Genomic DNA, 19,395 nt, shown 5'->3' with positions numbered 1-19,395 from the left:
TCGTGTGCGAGGGCGTGATCGATGCAACTCGCCGGATTACTTCTTGCCGCCGCCGAGCAACCCGCCAAGCAGGCCGGTGACCGGAGCAAGCGGGCCGCCGTTGGCGTTACCGCTACCCGACGTCGCACCACCGACCGCACCCGTCACCGAGCCGAGCAGCGTGCCCACCGGGGTCAGGACATTGCCCGACGCCGAGGCGCCTGCACCTGCCGACGCGCCGCCCGAGCCTGCCGAGGCGCCTGCGCCGCCCGACAGGGAGCCGCCGATGCCGCCCGTCAGACCCGACACGACGTTCGTGACCGGGGCGAGCGGGTTGCTGCCCGAACCGCCGCCAGCGGCGCCGCCGAGGGCGGTCGTCAGACCGGAGACGAGATTCGTGACCGGGGCGAGCGGGTTGCTGCCGGAACCGCCACCAGCGGCGCCGCCGAGGGCGGTCGTCAGACCGGAGACGAGATTCGTGACCGGGGCGAGCGGGTTGCTGCCCGAACCGCCGCCGGCGGCACCGCCGAGGGTGGTCGTCAGACCGGAGACGAGATTCGTGACCGGGGCGAGCGGGTTGCCGCCCGAACCGCCGCCGGCGGCACCGCCGAGGGTGGTCGTCAGACCGGAGACGAGATTCGTGACCGGAGCGAGCGGACCGCTACCCGAACCCGTGCCGCCACCGATGACACCCGTCAGGCCGCCGAGGGCCGTGCTAAGCGGTGCGAGCGGGTTGGTGCTGCTCGGCGTGCCGTGAACGAGGCCACCGGCGCTTGCCACCGTGGCGCCCACCCCGGCAACGATGCCGCCGACATCGTTTGCGATCGGGTTGTTGATCTGGCCGCCGATCTTGGTACCCAAACCGACCAGCCCGCCGCCGACTTGCGCCAGCAGACCGGCAACCGGGGTACCCAGGCCCGTGGCGTTGCCCACGGTTTGCGTGGTGTTGGTCACGACCGTCGTGATCGGGGCGATGGTTTGCGACAGACCCGAGGTCAATTGCTGCACCGGGGCGGCATTGACCGCTTGCGTCAGACCCGTGCCGAGGGCGGCGCCTGCACTGCCGACCGCGCTCACGGTTCCGCCGAGCAGAGAGGTCACGCTGTTCACTGGCGCGATCTGGTTGAGTCCTGCGGTCTGACCGAGGCCTGCCACGGCGTTACCGAGTTGCTGACCTGCCTGACCGAGGTTGGTTACGGCACCCGTCACGCCGGTGAGCGTCGGATTGAGTACGTCTTTACCCGTACCGAGCTGGCCCAGCCCGTTCGTGAGGCCGTTACCGACCGACTGAACGGCGTCGCCGGTCTTCACCGCAGCGCCTGCCAGACCCGCTTGCGTTTGCGAGCTGACGACCGGCAGATCGGTGCTGCCCAGCGTCGTTCCCAGATTGCTGACGGTCTTGCCGACTTGCGTCACCACGCCCGTGCTTGCCGCCGCGGCGACGTTGCCGATCGGGTTGGCCGAGGCGCCGGTGCCACCGTTGCCATTGCCATTGCCGTTGCCGTTACCGTTACCGTTACCGTTACCGTTGCCATTCCCGTTGCCACCCGTACCGCCGGTGCCTCCCGTGCCGCCGTTGCCCGAACCGTCGGGCACGGTGCCGTCGCCCGAACCGCCGCCGCTGCCGGTGCCGGCGCTCGTGCCGCTGCCGCCACCGTCACCGAGGGAGCCGCTGGTACCGCCCGAGCCGGAGCTGGCGCAGCCGGTCATCGTGACGACGGCGAGAAGAACGGCGGAAGCGAGAAGGTTGCGTTGGATGTTGTTCATGATGGAGTCCTCTGGTCTTTGTCGTAATCAGGCGAGCACGTCTTGCGCCGCCAGGCGGTTATTCATGCGTTGTGCGATGAGTGCGAACAGGAGCGCATTGACGACTGCGCTTTCGGGGCCCGTCATCGCCTGGGCCGAATGCGTATTGCTGCTGCTACGGGCGTTTGCCACTTCAGCCGGTGTGGCGGTGGCGCGTACGCCACCGCCTTCTTCACCGCCCCTCCCTGGGCTTGCGCCTCTACGATCCGTGTCGGCCGCAGCGCTTTGCTGCTTCGCCGAGATGCGTTGACGCTCTGCCGAGATGGCTGCTGCGCCGTACATCGTTTGTTTTGTATTGCCAACGATCATGGTGTCCCTCGTGATCTTTAGCGTTGCGATGCAGGGATATCCGCAAGAGGTGTGCCAATCGATGATTCAGGGTTCGAATAAGTCTTCTAGTTTTTCCGTCAATCGGCTGAAAAGCCTGTATTTATTTGCGTTTCGGAAAACAAGAATCTTTCGAATCGAGAGATCGCTTTGGGTGAGGGAGAGGGAAAGTCAGGGTTAACGCCATCGGGAAATGGCGAATAACAGGGGGAATGGCGTTCCCGTTACGGGGTGCGTTACGGGTAACGTAACGTAACGATCACGTTGTCACGCAGCGAAATGCAAACGCCAATTAGTGGTCAAAGCCAGCGATACGTCGCGCACGCGGGCAATAGCAGCGCTGTGGGTGATTCGGGTAATGCCGGATCGAAGTCGATGCTGAGGAAGCCTTACTTTTATGCAAAAGCGAGCCGCCTCTTATCGAGGAATGGCAAACGGCAGGGGATCGGCGTGATGCCGGGCCTGCGGGGCTGGCACGGAACGGAAAGAATGGATGAATAATTATTTAAATACGCAATGAAGTCAGTGGAGTGGATTTCGCTAACGTGTGTGGCATCGCACCAATCATGGTTTTCCCTCGCACTCGCTGATTGGCTTAGTTTTGGAGTATTGTTCGATCAGCCGTGTAACGATTTTTTACAATCGCCCGGCTGATTGGAGGCAAGACTCTAGTTTTTGCGATTTAGTTTAAATTAGCATCAGAAAAAATAGTACGCCGCAGCAAAGGTTGTACCAACAGCCTGAGAAATATTGGCGTACAACGTAAAAGAGGTTCGTGAGCCTTATGCCGCAACGAGCCCGAGGCCAAAGTCAAGTGTTGATAAGCGATACGGCAGGACTGAATCGTCAGCCTTTAGGGGCGGTGTGATGTCCTGCTATTTGCCAACGGGCGCTCGCGCGCCTTTTTGAGGGAGGGTGATATGAAGCTCGGTAATCGTTTTCGACGGTTTGCGCGCGATGAGCGCGGTGTGACGGCACTCGAGTACGGCATCCTCGCCGCGATCGTGGCGGTGATCATCGGCGGTACCGTATATACCAACCTGGGCACGACGTTCGCTTCCGTGTTCTCGAAGATTCAGTCGGCGGTCACGGCGGCGGGTGCGTAACCAACAGACCTAACAGACCCAACAGACCGAACAGACCCAACAGACGTAAGGCTCGTCGGAAGACGTGACTCGGCAGGCGGACGTCAGCGGTCATAGATAAGTCGGCATACGTTCCTCGGGTCTGCGTGTGGTAGCGAGGAATCGTGCTGGCAAGTTGGGATAGTGGGGAAGGGCGTCTGTCGTTCGGATGTCATTCGGGGTAGTGGGGGCGGTATTCGCGAGGAAGCGAATCATGCAAGTCAATCGCGCAGGCAAGTCCGGACGACAGCTTCGACTGTTGCGGCAAAAGGGTGTGACCGCTCTGGAGTACGGCATTCTCGCAGCCATCGTGGCGGTGATCATTGGCGGCACGGTGTACACGAACATGAGCAGTGTGCTCTCGAGCGCATTCAGTTCGGTGACTTCGGCAGCCACGTCGGCCGCGTCGCGTTGAAACGCCGGGCTAACGCTCGGGCCTGTGTTGCACGGCTTCGGAGGCGAGACGCGCTGTGCTGATATTGTTGTGGTTGCTGTGCATGCCGATCGTGTTGACCGATCTGATCGCGCGGCGTATCCCGAACGTATGGCTGCTGTGTGTTGGCGTGCCGGCGCTGGGGTGGATCGGCTGGCAAACGTGGCATACCGGGCCTCGCGTGCTGTGGGTTCACGGTCTCGGTGCGTTGCTAGGATTGATCGTACTGCTACCGTTCTGGTGGCGCGGCGTGATGGCGGCAGGCGACGTGAAGTTGTTTGCGCTCATCGGACTGGTGGCCGGGTATCCGGCGCTGCTGCCGGTCTGGTGTCTGGCCAGTGTGGCGGCCGGGGTGCATGCGCTGGTGTTGTTGGTCGGACGGTTGAAAGGGCTGGCGCAATGGCGCGAGCGACTGACGGCCTCGACGGTGTGGCGACGAATTTTGCAGTGGCGGGCGGGGCGTGTGGGGTTGCCTTACGGGGCGTATCTCGCCGCAGCGGCGCTCGTCGTGAAGTAGGTGCGGTTCAGGCGTGAGGGCGCCGGTCGCACGCATGGCAAGCATCACGCGTGAAAGTCGTGACGAGTGCTGCCGAAGGCAGCGCCGTAATAATGGGAGGCGCGGGCGACGCCGCGCGAATTAGCAGGTTCATGCGTCGCCAGACACGGATAATGCGTGCCGTGCGCGACGGGGAGTATCGTCATGAAACGGTCTGGGGCACAGGCAAGGGCAGGGTCGCGATGCGCGGACATGCGCGGCGTCGCGGCACTGGAATTCATGCTCATCCTCATGATCCTGCTCCCAGCCTTCTACGTCGCCGTCGCTTTCTCTCTCAATATTCTTGCCCGACAGATGCTTACGCAGGCCGCCTCCGAAGCTGGCCGTGCGATGCTGCGCGCCGGCACGATGGCGCAGCGCCAGAGTTACGCCACGACAGCGATCAATACGACGTTGACGTGGCCGTCGGCCTCGGCGGTCACCGCTACCTTCCCGGCCGACGCCACGTATCCGTGCCCGGCTTCCGGCTCGGGGGCAGCCTCGCAATGCATCGTTCATGTGACGCTCACGCTCAACCAGCCGATGACCGTCAATTGGCCGGGGTTGGGCGCGCTGGTGCCCACAACTGTCGTCGGCACGGCAGCGGTCACGCTCGATACTTCGACGCTCGGCGGCAGTTGAGAGCCGGCGCTGATGACGGGGCGGGCGCGTTGGGACGATGAAAGCGTGAAACGGACGTTGCGAGGGTTGTGCAGGATCCGGACGTCAGGAATTCGAATTCGCGAAGTCGCTGGAGATTGACATGCCGCCGGTTCGCCGGCATCCCGCAAGTTGTGACTGAACGGCCGACAGGCCCCAAGCCATGAACAAAGCCACCAAGATTCTCGCTGCTGTGCTGGTTGTCGCCGGCGTGGTGCTGGCGCTCTTCGCGTTGCGATTGGGGACGGCGAACGCCCCTGCGCCGCAGACCACGCCTTCGGCGGTGACGCAGACGCTCACTCAGCGTTTCCCGGCCGTGGTGGCGGCCAGGGCATTGGCGCCCGGCAAGCCGATCACGGCCGAGGACGTCAAGATCGCGCAATTCGACAGCCCGACGCCGGCTGCCTTCAGCGTGCCGGCCGATGTCGTCGGTCGCGTGCCGCTCGTCGCGCTCGCCGCAGGGGTGCCCGTGACACAAAACGTGCTCGCCCGCGGGCTCGCGATGCAACTTGCGCCGGGCGAGCGCGCCGTCGCGCTTCCCGTCACCGAAACCGTCGGCGTCAGCAATCGCATTCGTCCGGGCGATTTCGTCGATGTCTTCTTCACGATGAAGACGAACCAGCCCGCAGGCAGCCCGACGGTCGGGTTGGTGGACGATACGCAGGCGCGCCTGCTCGCCTCGCGAGTGCGCGTGCTGACCTACGGCACGGCGTCGCTGGACGATGTGACACCGCCGCCTGCCACGCCCAGCGTCGCGTCGACGGTCGCCACCGCCGCGTCGAGCGCGCCGCCGCCTCAGCAACCTGCACAGCCGCCGATGCCCGCCACCTCCGCCGTGGTGGCCGTGCCCATCGAAGACGTCAACCGTCTCGTGCTCGGCGCCCAGCAGGGCAAGATCACCCTGGCGTTGCGCAATCCGGCCGACGACACCCAACCCGACACCTCGCTGTTCCCTGCGCCCCCGCCGGTGCTGGTGAGCAAGGCGGGGCTGACAGGCGACACCAGGGCGGCCCTCGAGTCACCTGAAAACCGCGCCTATGCCGGGATCGCCACGACGGGGCTCGCCGGCGAACCGCAGCGCCGGCCGGCGCTCGCCGCGCCGCGTGCACCTGGCGGTGGGGGCACTGGCGGGGGAAGTAACGGCGGCACGATCGAGATCGTGCGCGGCGCGGAGCGCTCCACTGCCGCGTATTAGTCAGCAGCGTGCAAGGCGCCCGCGAGACGCCGGGCGAACGAAGACGAAACGAATTGAGAGCATCGACACGCAGATCCAGTGACGTCCCGGCACGACGCCGAACCGGGCCACGCCACTCCACCGACACAGTGACCGATACAGCCACACCATGATCAGAAGCCAGGTTCGCACTGCCCGACGAGATGCCAGACGTGTCATGGGAATGTTGTTGTGCCTTGGGGCGTTGCTCGCGTGCGGCGCGAGCGTCGCGGTACGCATGGCCGAAGCCGCTGAGGTCGCGGCCGGCCCGGGGGCGCGCTCGCTGACGCTGGGGGTTCACGAGCAACGCGAACTGCAGATCGCCGGCACGCTGGAACGCGTGGCCGTCGCGGACCCGGAAATCGCGGATATCGTCGTCCTCAAGGGGTCGGGTGGGCGGCGCGGCTCGGTGCTGGTCGTTGGCAAGAAGGCGGGCACGACGCAGGTGTCGACATGGCCGCGCGGCGGCGAACCGACGCGCTGGGAAGTGCATGTGCAGGGCAGTCTGCAAGGCGCGCTCGGCGACACAGGCGGGGCCAGCGTCGATGCGCGCGGCAGCGCCGCGATCATCAAGGGCCACGCCGCCACGCTGGTGGAACACAGCGGCCTGCAAGCGGCAGCCGTCGATGCGACGGGCAAGGGCGGTGTCGTCGTCGATCGCTCCACCGTGGGCGACACGGGCGTCGTGCAGGTCGACGTCAAGATCGTGGAAGTGAACCGCAATATCCTGAATCAGTTGGGGGCGAGCTTCAGTGCATCGAAGAAGACGAGTTCAGGCAGCTTCGGCGTGAATTCGCAACTGGCGTCGGCCTTCGGTAGCGGCGGCACGTCCGTATCGAACTTCGGCTCGTTCTTCGGCTCCATTACGCGAGGTGCGTTCAACCTTTCGGCAGAGATCGATCTGTTGCAGACGAACGGGCTGGGCCGCGTACTCGCCGCGCCGACGCTGGTCGCGCTCTCGGGACAAAGCGCCAGCTTCCTCGCCGGCGGCGAGTTGCCGGTGCCGCAGTCCGGCGGGTTGGGCACGACCACAATCGTCTACAAGTCCTTCGGTGTGGGGTTGACCGTCACCCCGACGATCCTCTCGCCGAACCGAATTGCACTGAAGGTCGCGCCGGAGGCGTCCGACCTGGATTACACGAACGCCGTGGTGATCGCGTCGACACAGATTCCGGCGATCACCACACGTCGGGCCGATACGACGGTTGAACTCGGCGACGGCGAGAGTTTCATCATCGGTGGTCTGATTTCGCGTACTACGACCGCCGCCGTCGACAAAGTACCGCTGCTCGGCGATCTGCCGCTCATCGGCGCATTTTTTCGCAATCTGAAGTACAACAGTACCGAAAAGGAACTGGTGATCGTCGTGACGCCGCGCCTCGTCAAACCGGTTGCCCGGGACGTGGCCTTGCCGCTGCCGGGAGACACTCGCGAAAAGCGGCCGGGTCAAGTGTGGGGCGCGTATCTGATGGGGGTCGCGAGCGACAGCGAACTGCCGGGCTTCTCGAAGTAATGCCGATGCCGGATCGAGTGCAGACGAGGCAGACGAAGCGTCTGGGCGACGGCGAAGCGACACCGGGTGAAGCATCGGCGAGAAGCGGGATGGGGTGGTAAGGAGCGCACAAATGAACGCACCGACGCGAATACTGGACACCATGACTGAGTTGCATCGCTTTCTTTTTTGCAGTGCTCATGCCGGCCACGGACAGTGGCTTTCGGCGGCTTTGCGCGAAGAGGGCGTCGTGTTGCAAGAGGCCGGACGTCCGGCGCAGTTGCAGCAGCGCATCGGCGATCTCGACCCGCAGGTCGTGTTGCTGGACTTCTCGGGAGAGCCGACCGGTCACGCCGACGAGCCGCCCGACGGCGGGATTGCGCAGGCCGCGGAACTCGCGCAGATGCTCAAACGTATCGCGCCCAAGCTGCCGCTGGTGGCGGTCGGCTCGATGGTACGCGCCGACGGTATGAAAGCCGCGCTGCGCGCCGGCGTTCACGACTTCATCGACATGCATTCGACGCACGAGGAAGCCCTGGACGTCGTGCGCCGCGTGATCGACCACACCCCGACGGTGACGGCCGCGTCTGCACCCCAGCGGCACGGTCGCTTCGTCGTGCTGCTCGGCGCCCGTATCGGCGTGGGGTGCAGCACGCTCGCCGCGCATTTGTCGCAGCTCGGGCAGGAGATGTCCGTGGGGACGAGCGCGGAACGCGCGGAGCGGGCCGCCAAGGCAGCGAAAGCCGGCACCGCAGGCAAGGACGACAAGTTCGACAGCTCGCTGCTCGGCCACGTCGCGCTGCTCGATCTCGGCTTGCCGTCCGGCGACGGTCTGCTTTATCTCAACACGCAGAGCCAGTTCAGCTTCGCCGAGGCGGTGCAAAACCTGCGGCGCTTCGACGAAACGCTCGTCCATACGGCGGTGTCGCACGCGCCCAGCGGGCTGGCCGTGCTGCCGTTGCCGCTCGATCTGGGCGACATGCGCAGCGTGGCCGCAGCCGACGCGCTGGCGCTCACCGACCGTCTGCGCGCATTTTTCGATCTGATCATCGCCGATCTCGGCGGCTTCTCGAACCCGGCGTTCGTCGCCAGCCTCGTGCGTGCGGCCGACGAAGTGTGGCTCGTGGTCGACCAGAGCGTAGGCGCCATCGTCTCGCTGGCCTCGATGTTGCGGGACCTGGAGGAGAAAAGCGTGGAGCGCGATCACCTGCATCTCGTGCTCAACCGCTATGACCCACGCTACGGCATGGCGGCCGATCAGATCGCCAAGCGCTTCGACGTGCCGCTGCTCGCCACGTTGCCGGATCGTCCGCTCGCCATGCTCTCCGCGACCAATCAGGGCAAGCTGATCATCGATACCGCACGCAGCGACCCATACGTGCGCGCGCTGCAACCATTGGTGGAGCGGCTGCTCAGCGCTCACCATGCGGGGGGCGCGGCACAACGCCAATCGTCGAGCTGGCTGGGCCGATTCATGGGAAAGCACTGATATGACCGACTCCATCGAATTCGCCGACGACAAGCGCGCGTTCGCCAATTCACAGCAGTTTCAGGACATCAAGACCGCTGCGCACGAGCATCTGCTCGCGCGCATCGAGGAACTCGGCGCCGAATTCGGACGCTGGAGCCGTAGCGCGATTCAGCAGTTCGTCGATCTGGAGATGGACGGTTTCGTGCGCTTGCGTCGCATTCCGATCAACGAGGCGGAACTGCGTCAGATTTCCGATGCGCTGACCAAAGAACTCGCCGGGTTCGGCCCCATCGAGGACTTGCTGGCCGACGCGGCGGTCGAGGACATTCTGATCAACGGCTACAACGACGTGTATGTCTCGCGCCGCGGTGTGCTCGCGCGCGAAGCGTTGCGCTTCTCCGATAACCAGCATCTGCTGCGTATCGTGCGCCGCATTCTCGCGCCCATCGGCCGTCGTCTGGACGAATCGAATCCGATGGTCGACGCGCGCCTGCCCGACGGCGGACGTCTGAACGTCGTCATCGAACCGCTTGCGGTCGATGGCCCCGTCGTCTCCATTCGCAAGTTCCGCAAAGATCCGCTCAAGCCCTCCGATCTGCTCGCGCTCGGCAGCTTCAACGAGGAGATCTACACCTTGCTGGAAGCGGCGGTGCGCTCGCGCTGCAACATTCTGGTGTCGGGCGGTACGAGTTCGGGCAAGACATCGCTGCTCAACGCGCTGGCGAGCTTCATCCCGGCGACCGAGCGCGTGGTGACGGTCGAGGACACGGCCGAACTGTCGCTGAACCACCCGCATGTGGTGCGGCTGGAGTCGCGTCAGGGCGGTTTCGACGGCTCCGGCGAGGTGACGATTCGCGATCTGATTCGCAACAGTCTTCGTATGCGTCCGGACCGGATCATCGTGGGCGAAGTGCGCGGCTCGGAAGTGCTTGAAATGATGCAGGCGATGAACACCGGCCATGAAGGATCGATGGCGACGATTCACGCCAACTCGCCGCGTGAATGTCTCTATCGTCTGGAGATGCTGGCGGGCTTCGCCGGTTTTCAGGGCAGCGAGAGCAGTCTGCGCCGTCAGATTACGAGCGCGCTCGATTTCATCGTGCAGATCGGCCGCTTGTCGAACGGCCGGCGTCGCATTCTCTCGATCACCGAAGTCACCGGGGTTTCGGACACGGTGATCTCCACGCAGGAGTTGTTTCGCCACGAATCGGTCATCGGGCCGGACGGCGAAGAGAAGGACAAGTGGGTGTCGCTCGGGCTTCAGCCGCATTCGCCCAAGCTGCAACGTTTCAAGGAGCAATCGCGCAGTGCCGCCGCAGCCGCGCAGGCCCAGCAAGGCAACGTGCCGCCGGATTCGGGTGGCGGTGGTGGCTTCTTCGGACGCCGGCGATGAATCCCTTCGTGCTGTGGGCCGCCTGCATCGCGCTGCTGCTGGTCGCGGCAGGGCTGGAGCTTTGGCGCCGCACGCACCAGCGCGCGCGCGAGCAGGCGACGAGCGAGTTCCTCGAACGCCAACTCGCGCAGAACGCGCCGAGGTTTGCCGGGAGCGACACGACCGAAGCGCGTGCGCCGCGTCGCAAGTCGTTGCCTTGGGAGTTCTTCTTCGAGCGTGCGGGCGCGCAGACAGACGCCGCGTTCTACGCCATGTTGGTCGTCCCGGGCGTGTTGCTCACGTTCGGGTTCTGGGTTTGGCAGGGGCCGCTGTCGGCGATCGTGATTCTGATCGTCTACGCCGTCGGCGTGGTGCTCCGTTACTGGCTCAAGGCATCGCGGCGGCATCGCGACATTGTGCGTCAGTTACCGATTTTCCTCGACGGCATGGTGCGCATGCTGACCGTCGGCAACAGCTTGCCGTCGGCGTTCCAGTCGGCGGCGGGCAACGCGGACCTGCCGTTGCGGGAGTTGCTCGAGCGGGCAGTGCGCCAGGTGCAGGCGGGCGTCGAGCTGGACGTGGCGCTCAAACAGATCGCCCGCGTGTATCAGGTCGACGAGATCTATCTGTTCGCCTCGGTGGTCGATCTCTCGACACGCTTCGGCGGCCGCGCCGACCAGATTCTGGCGCGCATGTCGGGCTTCATGCGCGACCGCGAACAGGCGCAGGCGGAGTTGTTCGCGTTGTCGTCGGAGACGCGCATGTCGGCCTGGGTGCTGGCTGCGTTGCCGATCGTCGTGAGTGCGTTGTTGATGTTGCTCAACCCGAAATTCTTCGAGCCGATGTTCCAGGAGGGCGCCGGTCAGAGGTTGCTCGCGATCGGTCTGGGGCTGGAAGTCTTCGGTGGATTCGTGCTGTACCGGCTGGCCAAATCGCTTTGAGCGGCGCGTTGCGTCGTCGATATCGCGAAGCACAAGGATCTCGCACATGAACCTGTCGTCCCTGTCGGCTGATTCGCAAACGTGGATGATGCTCGGCCTGCTCATGGTCGCGGCAGGTCTGCTGCTGGCGGCATCGGCCATCTTGTTGCGCGCGATGCGCCAGGGACGCAGCGGCCGCATGATCGATCAGGTGCTGGCGAGCCGCCAGCAACAGGCGCTCGCGGCGCTGCGGGCCGCCACGGCGCCGGCCGGCCTGCGTCAGACCGGTGCGAATCGCGATGACGAATCGACGCAGACGACGGAGGGCCGCCAGCGGGGCTGGCGCTCGTTGCTCGATCGCGCGGCGGCGCTCGGCAAGCAATGGTCGGAGACGCGCCTCGGGCAGAGCCTGATCGCGGCGGAAGACCGCCTGCTGCTTGCGCAATGCGGTTACGACAGCGTGCGGGCCAAGTCGCTGTTCATCTTTTCGAGAGTGGCGCTGGCGCTCGTGCTGCCGTTGCTCGTGTGGCTGTGGTTTGCCGGCGACGGCGGCCTCGGCACGATACTGCGTCTGATCGGCGCGGCGGGAGCAGGATTGCTGGCGCCGAAGTTCTACGTCCAGCGCAAGGCGGGCCAGCGTCGTCGCGATCTGGTCGACGAACTGCCGCTGCTCATCGATTTGCTGCGTCTGTTGCAGGGCGTGGGCCTGTCGATGGACCAGAGCCTGTACGTGGTGGTTTCCGATTTTCGTGAGGTGCTGCCGATTCTGTCGAAGGAGTTCGAGGTCGCGAACCGGCAGTACGCTTCGGGGCGCGGCCGCGAGGCGTCGATGGGGCGGTTGCGCGAGGTCTACGATAACGACGACCTGCGTGCGCTCGTGCGGCTGATCGTGCAGGTCGAGCAGCACGGCGGCGCGGTGCAGGAACCGTTGCAACAATTCAGCGACCGCCTGCGCGAGCAGCGTCGTCAGACCATGAAGGAGCGCATCGGCAAACTCACGGTGAAGATGACGCTGGCCATGATGCTCACGCTGTTGCCGGCGCTGATGCTCGTGGTCGCGGGGCCCGCGATTCTGTCGCTGACCAAATCCATGGAGGCCATGAATTGACCATGCCGATCCAGACGCAAGACGTGCTGCCCCCGGTGCCTCGCAGCGCGAGACGGGAGCCTTTCGGGCCGGCTTCGCTGAAGCCGGCGCCGCGTACCAGGCTGTTGGCCGGGCTGTGTAACGGCCTATGCGCCGGGCTGAGCGTGGTGGTGCTGACCGGGTGCAGCAGTGGGCCGACGCTGGGCGGCTATGGTGCGCCGTCGGCTGCGGCCCTCATGCAGGCGCAGCAGAACGACGAGGAGCGCGCCAAGGCAGCCAAGCCCGATACGCGCGAGTTGTATCTGTCGATGATTCGCCAGTCGCAGGAGCAAGGGTCGTATTTCGCCTCGCTCGCCCACATCGAGCAGTTCCGGATTCAGTACGGCGCCGCGCCCGACGTCGACATTCTGCGCGCCGACGCGTTGCGCGAGACCGGGCAGCCGGAGCCGGCCGAGCAGGCCTATCGCGCGCTGCTGGGCAGCAACGAAGCGGCGGCCGCGTGGCACGGCATCGGGCTCGTGGCGGCGCAGCGAAAAGACTACGCGGGAGCCGCTCAGGCGCTTCGCGAGGCGGTGAACCGCGCGCCGACCGAGGCGTTTTATCTGAGCGATCTGGGCTTTGCCTTGCTTAATAACGGCGATGCGGCGGGCGCTCGCGTGCCGCTCGCGCAGGCGGCCGAACTCAAGCCGGACAGCCGCAAGGTGCTCAGCAATCTCGCGGTGTATCTGGTGGTGACGGGCGACCGCTCGCGCGCCGAAGACATGATGACCAGCGCCAAGATGCCGCAGGCCACACGCGACGCCATCAACAAGCTCGCTGCCGACATCCGGGCACATACCCAGGCGCGCAAACAGGCGGCGGACGCGGCGGCTGCACGCGCGGCGGCACAGGCGGCAGCGTCGCTGGTTCCGGCGGCGGCGCCGGTCGCGACGACGGTATCGCGTGCGGATGCGGCGGCCGGCGCGCCGGTCGTCGTGCGTCTCGCACCGGGTACGACGAACGCTGCGCAGCAAACGGCGGCGTCGCCAGCACCCGCACCGACGAAGGTGGCGACGTCGGATGCCAAGCTCGCGCGCGCGGGCGAGGCCACGCGTAGCGATATGCCGACGTCGATGCTCGATCGCTTCGCGCACTCGCAGTGAGGCGTGGCGGCGGCGTTGATCGCCGCCGAGCGCTCGCCTGCGTCGTCGGGGTCATGGCAGGACACGCGTTGCCAATCGCGCAACCTCAGGGAGATGGGATGATGGCAGGCCAGACACTTCAGGAAAAATCGGGCGCCCGGCTGGTGCCGGTACCCCGCACGCCCCGGTCCGCACGGTTCGCGCAGATCGGACTGGCCGTGTTCGCGCTCTGTAGCGGTGGGGCGGTGGCGCAAAGCAACACGCCGCTCACCGGGGCGATGGGCGGCGACGACGCGCGGGCCGTGGCATCGCCGTCGGCAACAACGTCGGTCACATCGTCTGTCACGCCGGCTCTCCAGCCATCTGTGCAGACGTTTGCGCAGGCGTCCGCCGTTGCCGGCACGAGCGGGCAGGCCCCGGTCGCGCAGGAGGCAGCGCGCACCCCGTCCAACGTCGTGCGTCGTACCGCGCCGCCGCGCGTCGGCGAACCCGCCCGCGACGGCATGCTGGGCGACGAAACCGAGGCATTGCTGGCGGTGCAGAGGAACAATCTCGCTGCCGGACCCGGGCTGCCGATGCTCGGTGCGACCGCATCGCGCGCCTACCGTCGTTATCTGGACAGCTTTAATTACCCGATCCCCGCATTCTTCGCGACGATGATCCAGAGTGACGGCGTAGGCGGCGGTGGCGGCGGTGGAGGTGGGGCTCCTGCAACATCGGCGGGGGCTGGCGCGAGCCAGTGATGCGTCATGAAAGCGCGTGCGCATGGGCGCTCAACGAAGACAGCGGCCGTCACGTCACCGGGCAGGGGTGAGCGGCGTTCGGGATGGCTCCCGGCGCGTCAGCGCGGCTCGGTGCCGATCCTCGCCTTCATCTTCCTGATCGTGGTGCTGATCCTGGCATTCGCGATCGATGCCGGCTATGCGTTCATGAAGCGACGCGATCTGCAACGCACGGCCGATATGGCGGCGCTCGCGGGCGCGCAAACGCTGCCGGGATGCGCCAACGCGACGTCGTACGACACCGTGGCGCGCGCGAACGTGACATCGAACCTCGGTAGCAACGTCACGGGGCTGACCGTCGCGACGTCGTGCGGCATCTGGACCACGTCGGCGGCGTCGTCGAGCACGCCCGGCACCTTTGTTGCGGCAACGTCTGCGAACGCGGCGAGCGGCAACGCCGTCTCGGTCACGCTTACGCTCGGTGTGCCGTCGTTCTTCCAACTGGCGGGCACACGCACGATTGCGGCCAATGCCATTGCGCGCAAAGCGCCTGCGGTCGTCACGTTCACCGTCGATTCCGGACTGCTGGCGCTCAACGCCAACAATTCGGTGCTCGCGCCGTTGCTCAGTTCGATCGGTATCACGCCGTCGCTGTACGTCGGCGCAGCGCAGCAGCTCGTGGGGGTGAACATCACGCCCAAGGGGCTGTTGCAGGCGCTGGGCGTGCCGGTGACGGGTGACGTCAGTGTCGCATCGCTCTCGGGCGTGGCCGCCGTGAAGAATCTCACGGTAGGCTCGTTGCTGAATGCGACGAATACGGCGCTCGCCACGCAGAACGGCGCGCTGTCCGTATCCGTCACCGCGATGAACAACCTCATCAACGTGTTCGCGAACAGCCCCGTGCTGAACTTGCCCGTCAACCTGCTCGGCACTGCGACGTCGCCCGGCGTCATCGCGAATATCGATGCCGCCGGGGTCGGCGCGGCGAACGCGCTGAGCGCAAATGTCGGCGTCTCCGATCTGATTACCGCCGCCGTGGTCGGGGCGAACGGCAATAACGCGGTCGCCGTTCCGTCGCTCTCGATTCTCGGCGGCACCGTGTCTGTCGTGGCGCGAGTGATCTCCCCGCCGCAGATCGGCGTGGGCGGGGTCGGTGCCACGGCGACGACCGCACAGGTGCGGTTGTTTCTGACGGTCAACTCGGCGGCGTCGTCGGCGGGGCCGCTCGCCGGAATTCTCAGTGCCGTGGGCACGCAACTGAATCTGCCGCTGGTGCTTGAAGTGGCCCAGTCGACCGCGACCGTGACGGCCCTGCAATGCGGCGCCACGCCATCGACCACGTTACAGGTCAACTCCGGATTGGTGAACGTGTGTGTGGGCGGCACCGCGCCAGGCGTCAACGTGCAGACCAACCCGGCGAGCTGCACCACGCTCATGACCCAGCGCACGAATATCGCGACGCTGCTCGGCCTCATCAACGTCGGGGCGAACGTCAACCTGTCGCTCGTGACGAACTCGCCCGCGCCGATCACCTTCACCGGCCCGTTCCCGCAGAAAGTCGGGCCGATCGGGTCGAGCGTGAATCTGAGTCAGATCGTGAGCGCATTGCTCACGGGCCTCTCGCTCGATGTGAGCGCAGGCGGAACGTCGACGTCGGGCACCATCGGCACCGGGCTGGTGAACAACGTGCCGTTCGCACTCGCCGGGTCGTCGATTTCCACAGTCAACGCTTTCCTGAGTACGGCCGCCGCCGGCTTGAAGACGACGACCAACGCGCTGGGCACGACGCTTGGCGGCGTGCTCTCGCTCAATCTGCCGCAGGTGGTGGGCGGCGTGGGGGGGCTGGTCACAGGACTCGTCAACACCCTGGGCGGCATCGTGACGGGGTTGCTCGGCGGCGTCTCCGATTTGCTGTGCAATCTGTCGGGCAACGCCAACCAGTGCCGCATCAATGCGGTCTCGGGCTCGATCGGGACCTCGGATATTTCACCGGTGCTCGGCAGTGTGCTGTACACCTTGCTCAATCCGCTGCTCACGCCGTTGAGCAACGTGCTCAACACCCTGCTGTCGTCGCTGGGTATCACGTTGGGCATGACGACGGTCACGGTGGACAGCATCAATTGTCAGAACGGGCTGGTGCAACTGGTGTATTAGCGGCGCCCGAACGCGGGTGAGGGCGCCGAGACTGCCGAGACTGTCGAGACGCAGCGGTGGTGATGCGCACGACGTTTCGGATGTCGCAGATGTCCTGGACGACACGGGTGTCACGGGTGTCGGGGGCGTGGCGGCGTCGCAGCGATCGAAGATGCCGGGCAAGAGGGAGTTGACGCAGCGCATGACGAACAAAACGATCAGTGATGCCCGAAATGGGGCCGGGCCAGCGCACTGAACTTCATCATGACGAACGCCGGGGGGCGTTCGCCAACGAGCGGATAAGCATGAAAAGCAAGCCAGTACGTGAAGATCTCGACGTGTACGTGTGGGAGGGCAAGTCGGATATTGCCGACCGTGTGTCCCACTGCCTCGCGAGCTTCGACATGGAAGTCATTCGCGCCGATGGCATCGACCTGTCGCGCGAGCGCACTCGTGCGCGTCCGTCCATCGCGGTCGTGAGCGTGTCCGTGATCGAGGGCGCGTCGACCAATGCGAACGAATGGCAGCTCGGCCACGGCATGCCGGTGATCTGGGTCGCGACAACCCCGCGCGAGAACGACGGACGGGTATTCCCGCCCGAGTACAGCAACATTCTCACGCTGGATTTCTCCGGTGCGGAACTGCGCACGCTCATCTTCAAACTCTCCGGCGCAATCGCCGAGGCCGATCAGGCGCCCACGCCGACCGACCCGCTCGTTGCGCAGTCGAGCGCCATGCTCGGCCTGCTTGCCGAGGTGGACGCTTTCGCCGATTGCGATTCGAACGTCCTGATCCATGGAGAGACCGGCGTGGGCAAGGAGCGCATCGCGCGTTTGCTGCACGACAAGCAGAGTCATTACGGGAAAGGGCCCTTTGTTGCAGTGAACTGCGGGGCGATTCCCGACGGCCTGTTCGAGTCCCACTTCTTCGGTCACGCCAAAGGTGCGTTCACGGGAGCGCTTTACTCGCACAAGGGCTATTTCGAACAGGCCAACGACGGCACGCTCTTTCTCGACGAAATCGGCGACTTGCCGCTGTACCAGCAGGTCAAGTTGCTTCGGGTGCTGGAAGACAGCGCGGTGACGCGCCTGGGGTCCGCGCAGCCCGTGAAGCTCGACTTCCGTCTGGTGGCGGCGACCAACAAGAACCTTAAGTCTATGGTGCGCGACGAATTGTTCCGTGCCGACCTGTTTTATCGTCTGGCGGTGATCGAGTTGCACATCCCCAGTCTTGAAGAGCGCGGGCCGGTCGACAAGCTGGCCGTTTTCACCGCGTATCTCGGCAAGGTCGTCGGCGATAGCGAGATCGGGGCGCAGGTGCCCGGCTGGCTGCGCGAACTGGTCGAGGGCGGGCTGTTTCCCGGGAATGTGCGTGAGATGCGCAATATTGCCGAGCGCGTGGGCATCATCTACCGGCAACTGGGCGGCTGGGACGAGCGCCGTATCCGACCGATCTTCGACGCCCTGTCGATGGGCTCGGTGGCGCGACCCGACGACGCCTCGCGCGGCGGCGGGCCGGGCGATCGCGAACGCGCCCGCTGGGATGCTACCGAGCGCGCGCGGATCGTCGCGGCGCTCGATGCGAACGGCTGGCGGCGGCAGGACACCGCCAATGCGCTGGGCATCAGCCGTAAGGTCCTGTGGGAAAAGATGCGCAAATATCAGATTCTCGGCAACGACTCGGAGCTGGCCAGCGAGTTCGAGGGATGAGCCCCGTCCCACGCGGGGTTGAACCCCACGCGTCGTGCGTGGGTAATATCTGGATGTGACTTTCAATGACGGGATTTTTCCGACAAGCAGTTTCCGCTCGGCGGAAGTCGGGGTCGCCTTGAGTTGCGCCGTATCAACAGATGAAATCACGGCGGCACAATAACGCATTCCCTGCTTGGAAGTGCGCGTCTCAATGGATAGAATTGGCGGCTATTGCGGGCATGCGGTTATCATTCCACAAATACGCAGGTATCAGATCCTCGGGACGGAGTCCGGGGTGGCGAATGAATGCGACGAATAAGGGTCGTGCAACGATCCGGTCGATAACAGGAAAACAGATCAGATGAAAATCAGTGATTGCCGGGGGCGGTTGTGGTGGGGCGTGGGGGTGGCATGCCTGGCAGCCTGGGGAACGTCAGCGATGGCTGCCGACGCGGTCCGTGATGTCACGGGGGCGACGTCCGCGCAAATTGCAGCTCCGGCAGTGCCTGCACAATCGGCTAACGCCCCGGCAGCGGCATCTGGCACGATCCAGGAACTGCGCGATCGCATTCAGAACAAGGAAGTCACCGAACTGCGCACGACCTACAACGGGCGTTATGGCGCAAGTCTGCTGTTCTACCCGCAAACGCTGGGTTACTACGTCGCCCTGTTCCACGAAGGCCAGTTCTGGCGCGTGGTCAAGCTCAATAATGAGAAGAAGGCCGAGGCCCTGTATGCCGACTTCGTGCATCAGACGCAGGTGCTCGCCGACGTCGAGATCAGCCGTATCAAGCTCGAAGCCCAGAAGGCGATGATCGAGCGTCAGTTGGCCGAGAGCGAAACGCGTCTGAACGCCGTGCAGAACGATCTTGCCATCCAGCGTCAGCAGGAGCAGGCACTCGCGCAGAACCAGCAGGCCGTACGTGAGCAGGCAGCGGCCCTCGAGACCGAGCGTAGCGCGGCGCGTATTCGCCTGAGCGACGTGCAGGGGCAGATCCGATCGCTGGAAGCGCAGCAGAACAGCGTCGATTCGGACCTCGTGCGTTCGGTCAAGGGGTCGTCGAAGAAGACCTCGCGCCGTCGCTAAGCCGATGGGCAGATGTCCCAATATGTGAGAAAGCCGCCTTCGGGCGGCTTTTTTCGTTTTGGGACGGTGCATCGCTACACGCAATTGACGAGGCTGTCGACTCGCGAATCGCGCATGCCCGGCATATGTCGCGCATTTGCAACTGGAAATGCGGTGCCGCTTGGGCAGGCCGCCGGGCATACGGGATGGGCAAAACCCTTGCGGTGCGGGACTGGTCACGGC

The 19,395-nt window shown here is 65.1% G+C and carries 17 protein-coding genes; 15 read left to right on the top strand and 2 right to left on the bottom strand.

Going from position 1 to position 19,395, the window contains the following annotated elements:
* Window positions 1-36: 36 nt before the first annotated feature.
* Together PAN31108_RS02225 and PAN31108_RS02220 are read right to left on the bottom strand one after the other, a co-directional pair.
* Entirely contained in the window at window positions 37-1,746 is a 1,710-nt protein-coding gene (locus PAN31108_RS02225) for a collagen-like triple helix repeat-containing protein (protein WP_150667257.1), read from the bottom strand.
* A gap of 27 nt (window positions 1,747-1,773) precedes the next feature.
* Window positions 1,774-2,094, bottom strand: a complete 321-nt coding sequence (locus tag PAN31108_RS02220) for a hypothetical protein (protein ID WP_150667256.1) — start codon at window positions 2,092-2,094, stop codon at window positions 1,774-1,776.
* A gap of 938 nt (window positions 2,095-3,032) precedes the next feature.
* Between PAN31108_RS02220 and PAN31108_RS02215 the strand changes: the two genes are divergently transcribed.
* From PAN31108_RS02215 to PAN31108_RS02145, 15 genes are all read left to right on the top strand, one after another.
* Complete coding sequence (locus tag PAN31108_RS02215) at window positions 3,033-3,218, top strand: Flp family type IVb pilin (protein ID WP_150667255.1); 186 nt, start codon at window positions 3,033-3,035, stop codon at window positions 3,216-3,218.
* Between the two features lie 232 nt (window positions 3,219-3,450).
* A complete protein-coding gene (locus PAN31108_RS02210) occupies window positions 3,451-3,651 on the top strand; it encodes a Flp family type IVb pilin (RefSeq protein ID WP_150667254.1) in 201 nt (66 codons plus the stop codon).
* A 55-nt stretch (window positions 3,652-3,706) separates the two neighbouring features.
* Complete coding sequence (locus PAN31108_RS02205; RefSeq protein ID WP_217426273.1) at window positions 3,707-4,186, top strand: A24 family peptidase; 480 nt, start codon at window positions 3,707-3,709, stop codon at window positions 4,184-4,186.
* A gap of 183 nt (window positions 4,187-4,369) precedes the next feature.
* Window positions 4,370-4,846, top strand: coding sequence for a TadE/TadG family type IV pilus assembly protein (locus PAN31108_RS02200; RefSeq protein WP_150667253.1), 477 nt, complete (start codon window positions 4,370-4,372; stop codon window positions 4,844-4,846).
* 181 nt (window positions 4,847-5,027) lie between these two features.
* Window positions 5,028-6,059, top strand: coding sequence for a Flp pilus assembly protein CpaB (gene cpaB, locus PAN31108_RS02195; RefSeq protein WP_150667252.1), 1,032 nt, complete (start codon window positions 5,028-5,030; stop codon window positions 6,057-6,059).
* 196 nt (window positions 6,060-6,255) lie between these two features.
* Window positions 6,256-7,590, top strand: a complete 1,335-nt coding sequence (locus tag PAN31108_RS02190; RefSeq protein ID WP_174994807.1) for a type II and III secretion system protein family protein — start codon at window positions 6,256-6,258, stop codon at window positions 7,588-7,590.
* Window positions 7,591-7,732: 142 nt separating this feature from the next.
* A complete protein-coding gene (locus tag PAN31108_RS02185) occupies window positions 7,733-9,058 on the top strand; it encodes a CpaE/TadZ family protein (protein ID WP_150667250.1) in 1,326 nt (441 codons plus the stop codon).
* Window position 9,059: 1 nt separating this feature from the next.
* Window positions 9,060-10,433: a TadA family conjugal transfer-associated ATPase gene (locus PAN31108_RS02180; protein ID WP_150667249.1), complete on the top strand. Its 1,374-nt coding sequence runs from the start codon at window positions 9,060-9,062 to the stop codon at window positions 10,431-10,433.
* Window positions 10,430-11,353, top strand: coding sequence for a type II secretion system F family protein (locus tag PAN31108_RS02175; protein WP_150667248.1), 924 nt, complete (start codon window positions 10,430-10,432; stop codon window positions 11,351-11,353). Before PAN31108_RS02180 ends, PAN31108_RS02175 begins: the two co-directional genes overlap by 4 nt.
* Window positions 11,354-11,399: 46 nt before the next feature.
* Window positions 11,400-12,440, top strand: a complete 1,041-nt coding sequence (locus PAN31108_RS02170; RefSeq protein ID WP_150667247.1) for a type II secretion system F family protein — start codon at window positions 11,400-11,402, stop codon at window positions 12,438-12,440.
* 2 nt (window positions 12,441-12,442) lie between these two features.
* Entirely contained in the window at window positions 12,443-13,561 is a 1,119-nt protein-coding gene (locus PAN31108_RS02165) for a tetratricopeptide repeat protein (protein WP_150667246.1), read from the top strand.
* Window positions 13,562-13,662: 101 nt separating this feature from the next.
* The gene (locus PAN31108_RS02160) at window positions 13,663-14,283 is read left to right on the top strand and encodes a DUF3613 domain-containing protein (protein ID WP_174994806.1); all 621 of its coding nucleotides are present in this window, start codon (window positions 13,663-13,665) and stop codon (window positions 14,281-14,283) included.
* A 6-nt stretch (window positions 14,284-14,289) separates the two neighbouring features.
* Entirely contained in the window at window positions 14,290-16,416 is a 2,127-nt protein-coding gene (locus PAN31108_RS02155) for a pilus assembly protein TadG-related protein (RefSeq protein ID WP_150667244.1), read from the top strand.
* A gap of 284 nt (window positions 16,417-16,700) precedes the next feature.
* Window positions 16,701-18,104, top strand: a complete 1,404-nt coding sequence (locus PAN31108_RS02150) for a sigma 54-interacting transcriptional regulator (protein WP_150667243.1) — start codon at window positions 16,701-16,703, stop codon at window positions 18,102-18,104.
* A 343-nt stretch (window positions 18,105-18,447) separates the two neighbouring features.
* Window positions 18,448-19,173 (top strand): DUF2968 domain-containing protein, encoded by a 726-nt coding sequence (locus PAN31108_RS02145; RefSeq protein WP_150667242.1) that lies wholly within the window; start codon window positions 18,448-18,450, stop codon window positions 19,171-19,173.
* Window positions 19,174-19,395 lie beyond the last annotated feature (222 nt).

The sequence above is a fragment of the Pandoraea anhela genome (genome assembly GCF_902459655.1).
GTDB lineage: Bacteria > Pseudomonadota > Gammaproteobacteria > Burkholderiales > Burkholderiaceae > Pandoraea > Pandoraea anhela.
The sequence above is the reverse complement of the archived record's forward strand: the minus strand, read 5'-3'. Positions and strand labels throughout refer to the sequence as shown.